The sequence below is a fragment of the Metaclostridioides mangenotii genome (assembly GCF_017873185.1).
In the GTDB taxonomy this organism is placed as follows: Bacteria; Bacillota; Clostridia; order Peptostreptococcales; family Peptostreptococcaceae; genus Metaclostridioides; species Metaclostridioides mangenotii.
In genome coordinates, this window is record NZ_JAGGJX010000001.1 from 345,943 (window position 1) to 359,641 (window position 13,699).

The following is a 13,699-nucleotide window of genomic DNA, read 5'->3' on the forward strand; positions in this document are numbered from 1 at the left end:
AGGTGATTTTGTGAAGAAGAAATATATAGGCATACTGTTGATTGTATTTGGATGTGTAATAATCAGTTCTGCTATTTATATGAAGTACGAAGGTGGTATTAAACAGAAAAAAATGATAGCAGATTTTGAAAAAACTATAAGTAATAGTGATAAAGATGAAAATAAATTATCTGATATATCTGATAATATAAAAGGAGACTCTAAATCTAATTCAAATACAACTTCTAAATCGGGCACATCTTCTAATTCTAATGATTTCAAAAACACAATAGGGATATTAAAAATACCAAAAATAGATTTAAAAGTAGCAGTGGGTGAAGGTATTGATATGAAGACGTTAAAATATGCGGCAGGACATTTTCCAGATACACCATATCCAGGTGAGGAAGGAAACTGTTCTATAGCAGGTCATAGGAGTTATACATATAATCAATTCTTCAATAGATTAGATGAGGTAGATGAAGGAGACAGAATAATAATGCAAACAAAAAATGGGGAGTTTACATATGAAGTATATAAAAAATTTGTGGTTTTACCAGAAGATGTTTCTGTGTTGAACGATACTGAATACGTAGAGCTTACTTTAATCACTTGCACCCCTGTTAGAGCTGCGACTCATAGATTGATTATTAAAGCTGTATTAGTTGAATAAATGACGGATTTTATATTAATAATTGAGATGTGCTGTAATAACTGTAGAGTAACATTCCCAAAATCTGAAGAAATCAACTATAAAAATCATCAAGCATGGCAAGCGGTGTTGATTGTTTAATAGTTAATGGCAAAGTTGTCTTAAGAGATGGAGAGCTGACAAAAAATGATGTGGCAGAGTACTTAAAAAAATAGATTAAATTGCGTAAATAAATAGGCAATTTAATGGTTATAAAAAATTCACATTTTTAAATATAGATATTTGTGGTATCTTATATAATAGGAGGTGTATTATGTATAAATTAACTAAAGATGAAGATGGAATGTTAACCACAAATATAAATTGTCCTGTATGTGAAAATAAATTTATTTTTATAGAAGGTGATAATGGATCTATAAATATAGATGCTAGAAGCGTTGTTATATCAGCTAAATGCACTGAATGTGGACATAAGGAAGAGTATGAAAGTGAATTATAATTAAAATTAAGAGATATATATAATAACCCTAGTAATGTACTAGGGTTATTTTTATGTAAATTTGTAGATTACTGTACGTTACCAAACAGATATTTATATTCTACACACTTAGTTTCTAATGGTGCGTTTGTTAGCACTGCTGCAAGCCTAACTGCAATCTTTCTTGTTGATTTAACTACTAATTATCTCCGTTTGTTATAACATCTTATCCCTTTCTATAGTCAAATTGTAGTTAGAGTTAAAAATTTAGGTTTTACATAGTACAGGCAAAATAGATAGAGTGTTGTATTATGAATTATAATCACTTTTTATAATCAATTGAATAACTACAATTTATTATAAAGTAGTTCATAATTACATAAAAAATAAAGTATTTCAAGAAAAATTTTTCTATAAATATATTGCCTATTAAAATATAAAATACAATTGTTAAAAACGACTATAAATTTAGTTTTATTTATAAAATAACTTTTTAAATTAATTTTTTGATTAAATTATCGATAATATTTAATAAAAAATTATTTCAAAACGATAAAATAAAGGAGTTTTTGTGCTAATATATAAATATATATCATTAAATTTAATTAAAATATTCATGGAAAAATTAAATACAATTATCTATCAGAATGCCGATCACTGTTTTGTATTATTCATGATGTAATTTTACTTCATTGAAATAATATTAATTAAAGAACTTTTAATATGATGGGGGGATATATGTGATTATACTGAGGAGGAAGAGCTTACAAGAGAAGGTTGAAATAGTTCGATTTTGTATAATAAACAACTTTGATTATGCAAGAACTATAAAAAAATATAAAATAAGCTACCAAACTCTATATAAATTAATCAGTAAATACGAAAAAGGTGGAGAAGATGCACTTGCAAAATCTTTAAGTAAGAGAAATGAAGATACACTGCTAAAGGAAATAAATAATCTTAAAGAGATAAAAAAAGAGATTACTTTAGAAAATACCAGTTTAAAAAAAGAACTTGAATTACTAAAAACTTATATAAAATCAGATGAATAAATAATGGAATAAGTGATTTATTAATATTGAAAAAAGAATTGAGGTAAAATTTGTACAAAAAATACAATTAAATATGGTTTAAAGATTATCATGGACACCCCCTTTAAGTAGTGCTAGTTAAGGTCTAATATTATTTTGAGGGGGATTTTTTTAAAACTTGATTTACAAAAGAGAGGGTTAGAGGCTAATAGTATGGGGAGTTTTTGCTAACAATTTGGGATATGTTGTATAGTTAAGGAAACTAGATACTATTAGAAAACACAATACACTATATAATATATTAATATATTATATAGTGTATTGTAACAATAGATATAGACAATTTAAAATTTAATTAGTTAACTTGATAAAAAAATATAAAAGCTACTATTTTAGATAGCGTTTATAGACTAAATAATATCGAAAGGAGATATATATGTTTAAGTTTGGTATAACAACACTTGAAGAACGAATTGAAATTGTTAAGTTTTGCATACTGAACGATTTTGATTATCTTAAGACAATAGAGAAATATAAAATATCTTACACTAATTTGTGTGAATGGATGATGAGATACGAAAGAAGAGGTGCAGACGGATTAGTTTATAGATTTGGAGAAAGAAGTGAAAAATCTATCCGTTTAGAAATAAGACGACTCAGAATTGAACAATGGCATATTATTTGTGAAAATCATAGATTAAAAGAGGAGATATATCATTTAAAAGAAATTAAATATTCTAAAGTTATAAATAGGAAATAGATAACAAAATATTTTTATTGAATTTATTGAATTATATTTTAAGGAGTTGAAATCATGGAATTAAGTGATTTAAAAATCTTAATGGAAAGAGTATATGATCTTTGTACAAATCATGGTTACGATAAATTGGAGGCTTTAAACAAAGCTGAGGCAGATTTGAAAGAAGAGTTATACGGTTACTGTTTAAATAAAACTTTTAGTGAATGGACTTAATAGTTTAATAACAATATTAATATATATTAATTAAAAGACCCTATATATAGATGTATTTTTTTATGTTTTATATATAGGGTAACTTATCTTTAGATTACTTTTATTGTTCCCTATTCAACATAAACTCCCATCGCTGGAGAGGTATTGAATTGCTCGTTTTTACTAACAAATGTGATATTACATTTCTTTATTTCTTCATACATTATAGTGAAGTCGAGTAGATTTCTACTTATACGATCTATTTTCCAGACAAGCAAGTGAGTGATTTCACCAATACAAATACGATTCATCATATCCTGATATGCTGGTCTAGCAGTATCTTTACCACTGTATTCAGCATCTTCATATACTTCGTATTCGTCGATTCCTGTATAATAATGCAAAAAATAAATATTTAGATAAACAGAATATATTAGACAGAGCATCAGCTCTAGAACTTAATATACAAGAATGTATGTTTACTAACAATTTAAATGAAAGAGTAGGGTAATTTAATATCATCTTATCTTACATGAAAAAGGCTATATAAAATAGTCTTTTTTTTATTGTAAAATTTAGGTAGATAATTCTATCACTTATATAATTTAAAAAAACTTTGGAGGTATTTATGGAAGATTTCGATGCACAATTCGTTAATGTAGGTTCGATAGGAGCTATAGCGTATGTGCTATTTAAAAATACGTTAGATGAAAAGATGCAATATAGGGCAATATAAAAACAGCGTGTTGGGATATTTACAGAAACATCAAAACAATTTGCTGAAAGTAAACATGCTCTTAGTTTAAGAATTGAAAATGTAGAGGAAGAAAATAACCGTAACGAATTAAAGTTAGATACTTTTATTGGTATTAAGGAGGAAGATAATTAATGAAAATAGCAATTACGGTAGGTCATAGTATATTAAAAAATGGTTTGTGTACAAGTGCTGATGGGTTAATCAACGAATACCAATACTGTAAAACATTAGCGCCTATCTTAGCAGATATTTTAAGAAAAGAGGGGCATGAAGTAGGTGTAATAATCTGCCCAGAAAGACAATTTACTAGTAAGAATCATGAGAGAATATATAAACTACCTCGCATAAATGGCAAGAAGTACGATCTAGTAATAGAGTTACATCTTAACAATCATAATGGTAGCGCAAAAGGTACAGAAGTATTGTATTACTCAAATACAGGTAAGATGTATGCGCAAAGGGTTGTTAATAGATTAGGTATTGTATTCGCTAGTAGAGGTGTAAAAGATAGACCAGATTTATATATGCTTAACTCTACAGATTGCCCAGCTATAATGATAGAAACATTTTTCTGTGATAGTAAAAATGACTATGATATAGCCACAAAATTGGGTTATGGAGAAGTTGCTAAACTAATAGCAGAGGGTATTTTAAATAGATCAATAGAGAATGTAAGTAATAATGAAACAAAACCACAGGCATACGAGAATGCAATAATCTATAGTGGAGATAGAGACAAAGCAGTCGCTATTATAATGAAGGAATTTCTCCCAAACTCCACAATCGTAGATATTGCAGACTACAAAAGTTATATGTGCAGAAATGCTTACGCTATAGGTGACGGAGCAAGCAAAGGATTAGAGAAGTATCCAGACGGTGTGACTAGGTTTGTGGGTAATGATTTTAAGGAGACGTATAGAAAAGTAGTGGAGTGGTTGGAAAGTAGAAAATTTATGCAGTAGAAATATAAAAAAGAGCATGCCACCTTATATGTTTAATAAGATGGCATGTTAACCACACTATACCTTATACTCAAGAAAGATAGTCCTTTAATATTAATCCACAGAACTTATGCAACAGATAATTTAAATTATTTTTATTGTATAGGGATAGGGATAGGGATATTAAGATTTTGCTCATTTTGAATGCGTATTAATTTTGAATACACGTAATTAAGCAAAGTTCCATGATTTAATTCATCAGATATTATACTGAAAAGTGCATCTCTATAGTAATAATTTGGTAATCCAAACATTATCAGTCTTAATTGTTTTACATACTTAGTAGTTTTTACAATGGTATCGTATATACCTGTAAATAAATCTCTCGGTGGAACGAAATAAAAACCTTTTTCGATATTGGCATGAGTACCTGTCAGTTGATAATATATTTCTTTCAACAAATTGCTATTATTAATGTTATCGTTTTCTAGTGTTTCAACTATTTCTATAATATCGTATAACTCTTCAGCATTAGGTGAGGGTAATGTTTGAAATACTGAAATAGGCATTTTATCACTTAACCAATTATATAAAAGTAAATCTTGCTCCATAGAGTTTATTGTATCCTGTATCAAATTTATTGAATTTTGCAATTGAATAGGGTTTGGGTAAATATTTTGATACATTATATACCTCCTAAATGTTTTACTATAGATATATGTGTTAAATAATATTTTAGTTCTTAATGGTAAGGACAGATGAGATACTTCAAATAAGGTGTATAAAAGTAAATAGTATAAATATAAAAGAGAGTGAGTAAACAACTTACTCTCTTTTTTTAAAATAATAAATCAAAACATACATACGGAAAAGTTAAGATAAATAAATTAAAAAGATATAAATTATTTATATAATGGTTACAGTGACTTTATTTTTGCAGATAGGTAAATATATTTTTTATAAGTATAAACTTACTGATTTAAATAAAATTTAGAGTATAACAATGTTTGTTAAAAAAATATTTAATATTTGTTGAAAAATTGTCATATAAGTGCTACGATTGTAAGTATAAGGTATTTTTAATAATCAAATCACATTCAAAATTATTCATATTTGTCCTGCATAAATTAATTCAAGCATAATTTCATTTTAAATTCCCTAAAATTAATAAATTAAATTTTTTTATATGATTATATATTAACAATGTATCATCATATACTTATATAAATTGTTAATATATAAACGAATTTTAAGAAAGCTTCAAATTTCTCAACTTATATTCATTCAAATAATTTGTTTTTTAAAGCGTTGCGAGATTTTAATAATAAATATTAAATTAAGGAGGTAAAGAGGATCCTATGGATTTAAATTCGAAAAATCATAGGATAGAAATGTACTACTACAGGAGTTATATTATCAGTTCACACATCTCTTGGATCATGCCTATAAAAACAGGACAAAAATTTACATAACAAATGTAATATCTGCATATATATTATTTGGAGCCACTACTATTGGAAGAGATTTAGCTCTAGAGTAACTGCATGACTACATACTAAACTGAAGCTGCCATAATTGTTGGGAATGTTAGAGAAGTAATACAAGAGCTTATTAGTCAATTAAGTATATTAAAAGATTAAAATAAGTTTAAATAAATTTTTTATTGAGGAGGATATTATGGAAGAAAGTGATGTTAAAATTTATGAGAATCTTACTGTAGAAATTAACAGTAATATTTGCACTATAAAAATAAACAGACCTCAAGTTCTAAATGCAATTAATTTAAAAACTTTAGAAGAGATTTATGAAGTTTTTACAGATATAGATGAAGATGAAGATATTTATGTAGTAATTTTAACAGGAGAAGGTAAAGCATTTGTTGCAGGTGCAGATATCGAATATATGAGAGACCTAGATTCAATTTCTGCAAAGAATTTTAGTCAACTAGGCACTAAGGCCCTTAATGCTATAGAAAATAGTAAAAAAGTTGTGATTGCTGCAGTAAATGGATTTGCATTAGGCGGTGGTTGTGAAATTGCAATGGCTTGTGATATTAGAATTGCATCATCAAATGCTAAGATTGGTCAACCAGAAGTAACTCTAGGCATAACCCCTGGTTATGGTGGTACCCAAAGGCTTACAAGATTAGCTGGAATGGCGAAAGCAAAAGAATTGATTTTTACTGGACAAATTATAAAAGCTGATGAAGCCAAAAAAATAGGATTAGTTAATAAAGTTGTAAGCCCAGAGGATTTAACTAGAGAAGTTGAAATATTAGCTGAGAAAATAGCTAAAAATTCTCAGTTAGCAATTAGATATTCTAAAGAAGCTATAAAGTTAGGTTCACAAACTGACATTAATACTGGACTGGATATCGAATCTAGTTTGTTTGGATTATGCTTCTCCACTAAAGATCAAGAAGAGGGTATGTCAGCTTTTTTAGAAAAGAGAGTAGCAAAGTTTGGAAAATAAAAAAAGTATGAAACTAGCTGTTAACCATATTAAATAAATTATTTAATATGATAAATAAAATATAAATACTTAAAAATAGGGGGTAAAACTTATGAAATTAGCTGTAATAGGTAGTGGAACTATGGGTACTGGTATTTTGCAAACTTTTGCGAGTAGCGGTCATGATATATGTTTAAAAAGTAGAAGCCAAGAATCAATTTCTAATTGTACAACATTACTAGATAAAAATTTAGATAGACTGGTTTCAAAAGGCAAAATTAACGAATCTCAAAAAACTGAAATATTAGATCATATTACTTTAACTACTAACTATGAGGACTTAAGAGACATGGACATAATTATTGAAGCATCTGTTGAAGATATGGATACAAAAAAAGAAGTTTTTAAATTATTAGATGAGTTATGCAAACCTGACACTATTTTAGCTACTAACACTTCATCATTATCTATAACAGAAATAGCTTCTGCTACAAAAAGACCCGATAAAGTAATTGGATTACATTTCTTTAATCCAGTCCCTATGATGAAATTGGTTGAAGTTATAAGTGGTCAATTGACTTCAAAGGTAACTTTTGATACAGGGATTCAACTATCAAAGAGTATTAATAAAGTGCCAGTCGATGTATCTGAATCACCTGGATTTGTTGTAAATAGAATACTTATACCTATGATAAATGAAGCGGTTGGTATCTATGCAGACGGTGTTGCTAGTAAAGAAGAAATTGATGAAGCTATGAAATTAGGTGCAAATCATCCTATGGGACCTTTAGCATTAGGTGATTTAATAGGATTAGATGTTGTTTTAGCTATAATGAATGTTTTATACAATGAATTTGGGGACACTAAGTATAGACCTCATCCTCTTTTAGCAAAAATGGTTAGGGCAAATCAATTGGGCAGAAAAACTAAAATAGGTTTTTATGATTATAATAAATAAAATATAATTAATAAAGCTTTGATTTAAAAATTTATTATATAGGATTATTCCTCTTGAATCATAGCTCATGTAAATTAAAAATATATTCTTAATCCATACTATACTTAGCAAAATATATAGATATATTTAGATATTTATCATACTTTTTAACTGAATTGATAAACTTTATAAGTTTATAGAAAAATTTATTATAAAAGGAATATTAATGAAAATTAATCAAACTTTATTATTTAGCTAGTTAATATTCTGCGTTACTTAAAAAAGGATTTATAAAAATCTCAAATATAAATAAATTTAATGGGGGTAATGAATATGAGAGAAGTAGTCATTGTCAGTGCTGCAAGAACAGCAGTTGGAAGTTTTGGAGGAGCATTTAAGTCAGTTTCAGCAGTAGAATTAGGAATAATAGCTGCTAAAGAAGCTATTAAGAGAGCTAAAATAACTCCGGATATGATAGATGAATCACTTTTAGGTGGTGTACTTACAGCAGGGCTCGGTCAAAATATAGCAAGACAGATTGCGCTGGGATCAGGAATACCAGTTGAAAAACCAGCTATGACAATAAATATAGTATGTGGATCTGGATTAAGATCGGTTTCAATGGCGTCCCAACTCATCTCATTAGGTGATGCAGAAATAATATTAGTTGGTGGTGCAGAAAATATGAGCATGTCACCATACTTATCACCGAATACAAGATATGGTGCGAGAATGGGAGATACAACTTTTGTTGATTCTATGATTAAAGACGGACTATCAGATATATTCAATAATTACCATATGGGTATAACTGCAGAAAATATAGCAGAAAAATGGAATATAACTAGAGAAGAGCAAGATCAGTTAGCATTATCAAGTCAAAATAAAGCTGAAAAAGCACAAGCTGAAGGAAAATTTGATGAGGAAATAGTTCCAGTTGTTATAAAAGGACGAAAAGGTGACACAGTAGTTGATAAAGATGAATATATAAAGCCTGGTACAACAATAGACACATTATCCAAATTAAAACCTGCGTTTAAAAAAGATGGTACAGTTACGGCAGGTAATGCGTCCGGAATAAACGATGGAGCTGCTATGCTTATAGTAATGTCAAAAGAAAAGGCTGAAGAGTTAGGGCTAGAACCACTTGCCACTATAGTTTCCTATGGAACTTCTGGTGTTGATCCAGAGATAATGGGATATGGACCAGTACCAGCTACGATAGAAGCCTTAACAAAAGCAAGTATGACTATTGATGATATAGATTTAGTTGAAGCAAATGAAGCATTTGCTGCTCAATCATTAGCTGTAATAAAAGATTTAAAAATTGATACTACAAAAGTTAATGTTAATGGTGGTGCAATAGCTATAGGGCATCCAATAGGATGTTCAGGAGCTAGAATACTTACTACGCTTTTATATGAAATGAAAAGAAGAGATGCCAAAACTGGTTTAGCTACACTTTGTATCGGAGGAGGTATGGGTACTACATTAATAGTAAAAAGATAATTATCTTAATTGAAAATATTGCACTTAATATCCAATATAGTTAAATTGAAAATGTATACACCTTTTTCTGTGATAATAAGAATGAAAGTAATTTAGCTTATTTATATATTCGTGTAATAATAGTAAAGCTAGTAAAGCCACATAGAGTTGAAGGAACTAGATTAGTAAATTTTAGTCTAGTTCTTTTTATGCTTAAAATAACCTCTTATAAACCAGACTTTCTCAAGAGGTGATAATATGGATATATTTGAACAAAAAGGAATCATACCGATATTAATAGTAAGAGTTACGAGTCAACTATTTTAGGATTATCATGTTTGATCGTCAACTGAATGAAAAATAGAGAAGTACCCAGACAGTGTTACTAAGTTTGAAGCTAATGACTTTAAGGATACTTAAAGAAAAGTGTCTGAGTGGTTAGAAAGTAGAAAATATATGTAGATATACAAAATCGTACCACCGTTTAATAAAAGCATGGTGATATGATTTACATTACAATACCGTTACCCCAACTAAAAGGAATATTTTGACAGACAGTATCTATAGAGATATAATTATTATTTAATTATTCAGATATAAACGAAAGAGGTGTAAGTATGAAAAACATATCTATTGCATTAGGAGAAGCATTAGCGGAAGGAGCAGTTATCATTCCAAATGTGATTTTTGCTGGTTTGATTTATGGTCATTATGGAAACTATAATTTTTTACTCCCGTTTGTATTGTTTTATTCATTTGAAAAAGCTGGTGCCTTTGCAATACAGGGCTTTGGAAATATAAAAAATCCATACAGAATTTTGGAATGGGGTCTGCTGACAGCTATATTAGGAACTTTCCTGTGCATATTAGGAAATTTTTACTATTTACTTTGGGAAATAGGAGCAATTTTAATAGGAGTTGGATTATCTAATTATACAGCTCTATTCCGTACAATCAGAGATATTTTAAAAGAAAAGGGAGAATGGAATTATGGGAAATCGCTGACAAATGGATATTTGATTTTAGGAATTATCATGGCTTGTTCCATGCTATTCCGTCATACGCTGATAAGTATGGTATTCATTGTATTTTTCATAATGCTACTTATTGTCTATGTGCAAGTACATAAACTGAAATGCGATTCAGAAATCGGTTCAATGCCACTCTTTAAAAAAACTAAGCGCGCATGGATTAACTTTCTACCTGCTGTCGGTATGCTGATAATTACATTTTTTACAAGATTGTTAAAACAAACTTCTGATATTGATTATATCCTATTCATGGGACTTGCACTTTGTATTTTTGTTATTATGGGTGCTTCCCTGAAAAAGTTGTCTTTTCGCTTACATTCCATACACACCCTTTGGTTTGGAGCTATCAGAAATTTTCTGATTATATTCAGTCTAATATATTTTATAGCAGTTGATAAAAGTTATATGGTCGGACTTTCCTACTTTATGATTGTTTTAGGGATTATACTGTCTATGATTATGAAAAAAAAACTGAAATCACTTTTGCCTAATAGTAGCGTTGAAACCGTAAGTTTTATAGGAAGCATGATAAGCCTTATATTGCTCTTATCATCACATACTTACTTAGGCGGTATCATGCTTTGTTGTGCTTTTGTAGCTACCGGAAACAGTCTGGCTTTGCAAAAGTTTACTGAGGATACTTCTTTACCTGTTTTAGAAAGAAGAATTGTACGCTCAAAATTCTATGGGCTTGGAGCTGTAATTCAGCAAGTGATTTTATTATCCGTTTTGATTATAGTATCATGGATAAAAAATCAAGACAGCAGTATCGCTTTAAAAGCTTATTCTTTTTCAATTGGTATAGATACGCTTCAAAGCACATTCTTTTATACTAAGCTCATTTGTATAATACTCATTTGGATAAGCGGAGTATTTCTTATACGATATACTTTAAAAAGCTTTCAGAAAGAATGATATAAAAAAGTTAAAAGGGAAATGCAATGAAAATGCACACTTATAGCTGTTAGTAACAGTGTGGTAGCCGTTATTAGCTGTATTAAATCTTTAGTGTTACTCTGGTTCTTCTTCTTCTTTTTTTGTTTTGACACTTTATCTCCCCCCTTCCTTAATTACATTACATCACGCATAAGTGATAAAGGTAATATTTTATATGTAAATATTTTCCTTTTCTTAATATATTTTAATTTGAGTAATCTACTTTAATTTGATATAATAATCTAATGTAAAAATAGCAAAATTGATAAGGAGTAAATATAAAATGAGCAAAAGAAAACAAGCAAATCTTCCTATAGAAAAAATAGATGAACAAGATAATTATATAGAATTAATGCACAGAAAAAATGAAGATTACTTCAATAAAACTGGTAAACGTAAAATCGTGTACACTTGTACCTACGGATGTCAGATGAATGAACATGACTCAGAAAAGCTACTAGCAATGCTAGATGCAATGGGATATGACACAACAGAAGACTCTACAGAAGCAGACCTAGTAATATACAATACATGTGCAGTAAGAGAGAATGCAGAACTAAAGGTATACGGTAACCTAGGTCACTTAAAATCGCAAAAAGAAAAAAATCCAGATATGAAAATAGTAGTATGTGGATGTATGATGCAACAACCTCACATAGTAGAGGAAATAAAAAAGAAATACAGACACGTGGACTTGATATTTGGAACACATAACCTTTACAAATTCCCAGAACTTCTAATAGAAACTATGGGCAGAGATAAAACTCTAGTGGATGTATGGGATGTAGATGGAGAAGTAGTAGAAGGATTAAAGAGTAGCAGAAAGTTTGAGTTAAAAGCATATGTTAATATAATGTACGGATGTAACAACTTCTGTACTTACTGTATAGTACCATATACAAGAGGTAGAGAGAGAAGTAGAACTCCAGAAGATATAATGGATGAAATCAAAACTCTAGTAGCAAATGGAACAAAAGAAATAACACTACTTGGACAAAACGTTGATTCTTATGGAAAGACTTTAGATACAAAGATTACATTTGCAGAACTTCTTAGAATGGTAAATGATATAGAAGGTATTGAAAGAGTTAGATTTATGACATCTCACCCAAAAGATATATCAGATGAAGTAATTTATGCGATTAGAGACTGTGATAAGGTTTGTGAGTTTTTGCACCTACCGATCCAAATTGGAAGCACTAGATTACTTAAAAAAATGAATAGACATTACACTAAAGATTACTACCTTGATATAATTGAGAAAGCAAGAAAAGAAGTGCCTGATATTGCATTTTCAACTGACTTGATGATAGGATTCCCTGGTGAAACCGATGAAGATATTGAAGATACTTTAGATGTACTTGAAAAAGTAAGATACGATTCTGCATTTACTTTTATATACTCGAAGCGTAAAGGAACTCCAGCTGCTGAGATGGATGATCAAATACCAGAAGAAGTAACTCATAAGAGATTCCAAAAGGTGCTCGATTTAGTTAATAAGATCTCTGGTGAAATTAACCATTCATACAAAGACAAAGTTGTAGAGGTATTGGTTGAAGGAAGAAGTAAGAATCAGGAAGATAAATTATCAGGAAGAACTAGACAAAATAAATTAGTGAATTTTGAAGGTGGAAATGAAGATTTAGTTGGTAAACTGGTAAATGTAAGAGTTACTGAGGCTAGAACATTTTCATTAAATGGAGTAATGGTAGATTAAAAACATATTAAAGAACCCCTACATTAATTTATACTTATAAATTAATGTAGGGATTCTTTAGTTTTGTTATTTTAAATATCACCTAGATTTAAGTTAGCTACCACATAGCCCTGTTATAAAATCTAATAGTGAAACAGTTCGAGGAAAAGGTTTGGGAAAAAATCTGTATAGAGGTTCAAAACCTCCTTTTGGCAGTCATAGGTAAAATATACAGTTAAGATTGTTTTATTATGGAAGTTTATGTTTATATCGTAGAGAGTCTTTTCCTTTTATCGATTGACAATTAGATAGAATTGATTTAGAATTATTTTGACTCAATTATTAAAAATTTAGACTATTTAGACTAAAA

13 protein-coding genes are annotated in these 13,699 nt (G+C 29.1%); 11 read left to right on the forward strand and 2 right to left on the reverse strand.

Features of this window, described 5'->3' with window-relative positions; genetic code table 11:
- Positions 1-10: 10 nt before the first annotated feature.
- The 5 genes from J2Z43_RS01685 to J2Z43_RS01705 all read left to right on the forward strand — a co-directional run bounded on the left by J2Z43_RS01685 (position 11) and on the right by J2Z43_RS01705 (position 3,113).
- The gene (locus J2Z43_RS01685; protein WP_327786911.1) at positions 11-652 is read left to right on the forward strand and encodes a class D sortase; all 642 of its coding nucleotides are present in this window, start codon (positions 11-13) and stop codon (positions 650-652) included.
- Positions 653-944: 292 nt separating this feature from the next.
- Positions 945-1,130, forward strand: a complete 186-nt coding sequence (locus J2Z43_RS01690; RefSeq protein WP_209455564.1) for a hypothetical protein — start codon at positions 945-947, stop codon at positions 1,128-1,130.
- A gap of 719 nt (positions 1,131-1,849) precedes the next feature.
- Positions 1,850-2,161, forward strand: coding sequence for a helix-turn-helix domain-containing protein (locus tag J2Z43_RS01695; RefSeq protein ID WP_209455565.1), 312 nt, complete (start codon positions 1,850-1,852; stop codon positions 2,159-2,161).
- Between the two features lie 415 nt (positions 2,162-2,576).
- Positions 2,577-2,900 (forward strand): hypothetical protein, encoded by a 324-nt coding sequence (locus tag J2Z43_RS01700; RefSeq protein WP_209455566.1) that lies wholly within the window; start codon positions 2,577-2,579, stop codon positions 2,898-2,900.
- A 54-nt stretch (positions 2,901-2,954) separates the two neighbouring features.
- Positions 2,955-3,113, forward strand: coding sequence for a hypothetical protein (locus J2Z43_RS01705; RefSeq protein WP_209455567.1), 159 nt, complete (start codon positions 2,955-2,957; stop codon positions 3,111-3,113).
- Positions 3,114-3,223: 110 nt separating this feature from the next.
- On the opposite strand, the gene J2Z43_RS01710 is transcribed toward J2Z43_RS01705, so the two are convergent.
- Positions 3,224-3,496: a recombinase family protein gene (locus tag J2Z43_RS01710; RefSeq protein ID WP_330617426.1), complete on the reverse strand. Its 273-nt coding sequence runs from the start codon at positions 3,494-3,496 to the stop codon at positions 3,224-3,226.
- Positions 3,497-3,980: 484 nt separating this feature from the next.
- Here J2Z43_RS01710 and J2Z43_RS01715 point away from each other — a divergent pair, with 484 nt between their 5' ends.
- Positions 3,981-4,811: an N-acetylmuramoyl-L-alanine amidase gene (locus tag J2Z43_RS01715; RefSeq protein WP_209455569.1), complete on the forward strand. Its 831-nt coding sequence runs from the start codon at positions 3,981-3,983 to the stop codon at positions 4,809-4,811.
- A gap of 134 nt (positions 4,812-4,945) precedes the next feature.
- Here J2Z43_RS01715 and J2Z43_RS01720 read toward each other — a convergent pair whose 3' ends face one another.
- Positions 4,946-5,476, reverse strand: a complete 531-nt coding sequence (locus J2Z43_RS01720) for a hypothetical protein (RefSeq protein ID WP_209455570.1) — start codon at positions 5,474-5,476, stop codon at positions 4,946-4,948.
- A 991-nt stretch (positions 5,477-6,467) separates the two neighbouring features.
- On the opposite strand from J2Z43_RS01720, the gene J2Z43_RS01725 reads away from it, so the two are divergent.
- The 5 genes from J2Z43_RS01725 to miaB all read left to right on the forward strand — a co-directional run bounded on the left by J2Z43_RS01725 (position 6,468) and on the right by miaB (position 13,350).
- A complete protein-coding gene (locus J2Z43_RS01725) occupies positions 6,468-7,262 on the forward strand; it encodes an enoyl-CoA hydratase-related protein (RefSeq protein WP_209455571.1) in 795 nt (264 codons plus the stop codon).
- A 91-nt stretch (positions 7,263-7,353) separates the two neighbouring features.
- Positions 7,354-8,199, forward strand: coding sequence for a 3-hydroxybutyryl-CoA dehydrogenase (locus tag J2Z43_RS01730; RefSeq protein WP_209455572.1), 846 nt, complete (start codon positions 7,354-7,356; stop codon positions 8,197-8,199).
- Between the two features lie 312 nt (positions 8,200-8,511).
- The gene (locus J2Z43_RS01735) at positions 8,512-9,687 is read left to right on the forward strand and encodes an acetyl-CoA C-acetyltransferase (protein ID WP_209455573.1); all 1,176 of its coding nucleotides are present in this window, start codon (positions 8,512-8,514) and stop codon (positions 9,685-9,687) included.
- 596 nt (positions 9,688-10,283) lie between these two features.
- Positions 10,284-11,612: a hypothetical protein gene (locus tag J2Z43_RS01740; RefSeq protein WP_209455574.1), complete on the forward strand. Its 1,329-nt coding sequence runs from the start codon at positions 10,284-10,286 to the stop codon at positions 11,610-11,612.
- Between the two features lie 304 nt (positions 11,613-11,916).
- Positions 11,917-13,350 carry a tRNA (N6-isopentenyl adenosine(37)-C2)-methylthiotransferase MiaB gene (gene miaB, locus J2Z43_RS01745; protein WP_209455575.1) on the forward strand — a complete coding sequence of 478 codons (1,434 nt, stop codon included), beginning with the start codon at positions 11,917-11,919 and terminating at the stop codon, positions 13,348-13,350.
- The last annotated feature ends 349 nt before the right edge of the window (positions 13,351-13,699 follow it).

Coding starts and splice junctions, on each gene's coding strand:
- J2Z43_RS01690 (WP_209455564.1), top strand. CDS start 945: ATGTATAAATTAACTAAAGATGAAGATGGAATGTTAACCACAAATATA.
- J2Z43_RS01700 (WP_209455566.1), top strand. CDS start 2,577: ATGTTTAAGTTTGGTATAACAACACTTGAAGAACGAATTGAAATTGTT.
- J2Z43_RS01705 (WP_209455567.1), top strand. CDS start 2,955: ATGGAATTAAGTGATTTAAAAATCTTAATGGAAAGAGTATATGATCTT.
- J2Z43_RS01715 (WP_209455569.1), top strand. CDS start 3,981: ATGAAAATAGCAATTACGGTAGGTCATAGTATATTAAAAAATGGTTTG.
- J2Z43_RS01720 (WP_209455570.1), bottom strand. CDS start 5,476: ATGTATCAAAATATTTACCCAAACCCTATTCAATTGCAAAATTCAATA.
- J2Z43_RS01725 (WP_209455571.1), top strand. CDS start 6,468: ATGGAAGAAAGTGATGTTAAAATTTATGAGAATCTTACTGTAGAAATT.
- J2Z43_RS01730 (WP_209455572.1), top strand. CDS start 7,354: ATGAAATTAGCTGTAATAGGTAGTGGAACTATGGGTACTGGTATTTTG.
- J2Z43_RS01735 (WP_209455573.1), top strand. CDS start 8,512: ATGAGAGAAGTAGTCATTGTCAGTGCTGCAAGAACAGCAGTTGGAAGT.
- J2Z43_RS01740 (WP_209455574.1), top strand. CDS start 10,284: ATGAAAAACATATCTATTGCATTAGGAGAAGCATTAGCGGAAGGAGCA.
- miaB (WP_209455575.1), top strand. CDS start 11,917: ATGAGCAAAAGAAAACAAGCAAATCTTCCTATAGAAAAAATAGATGAA.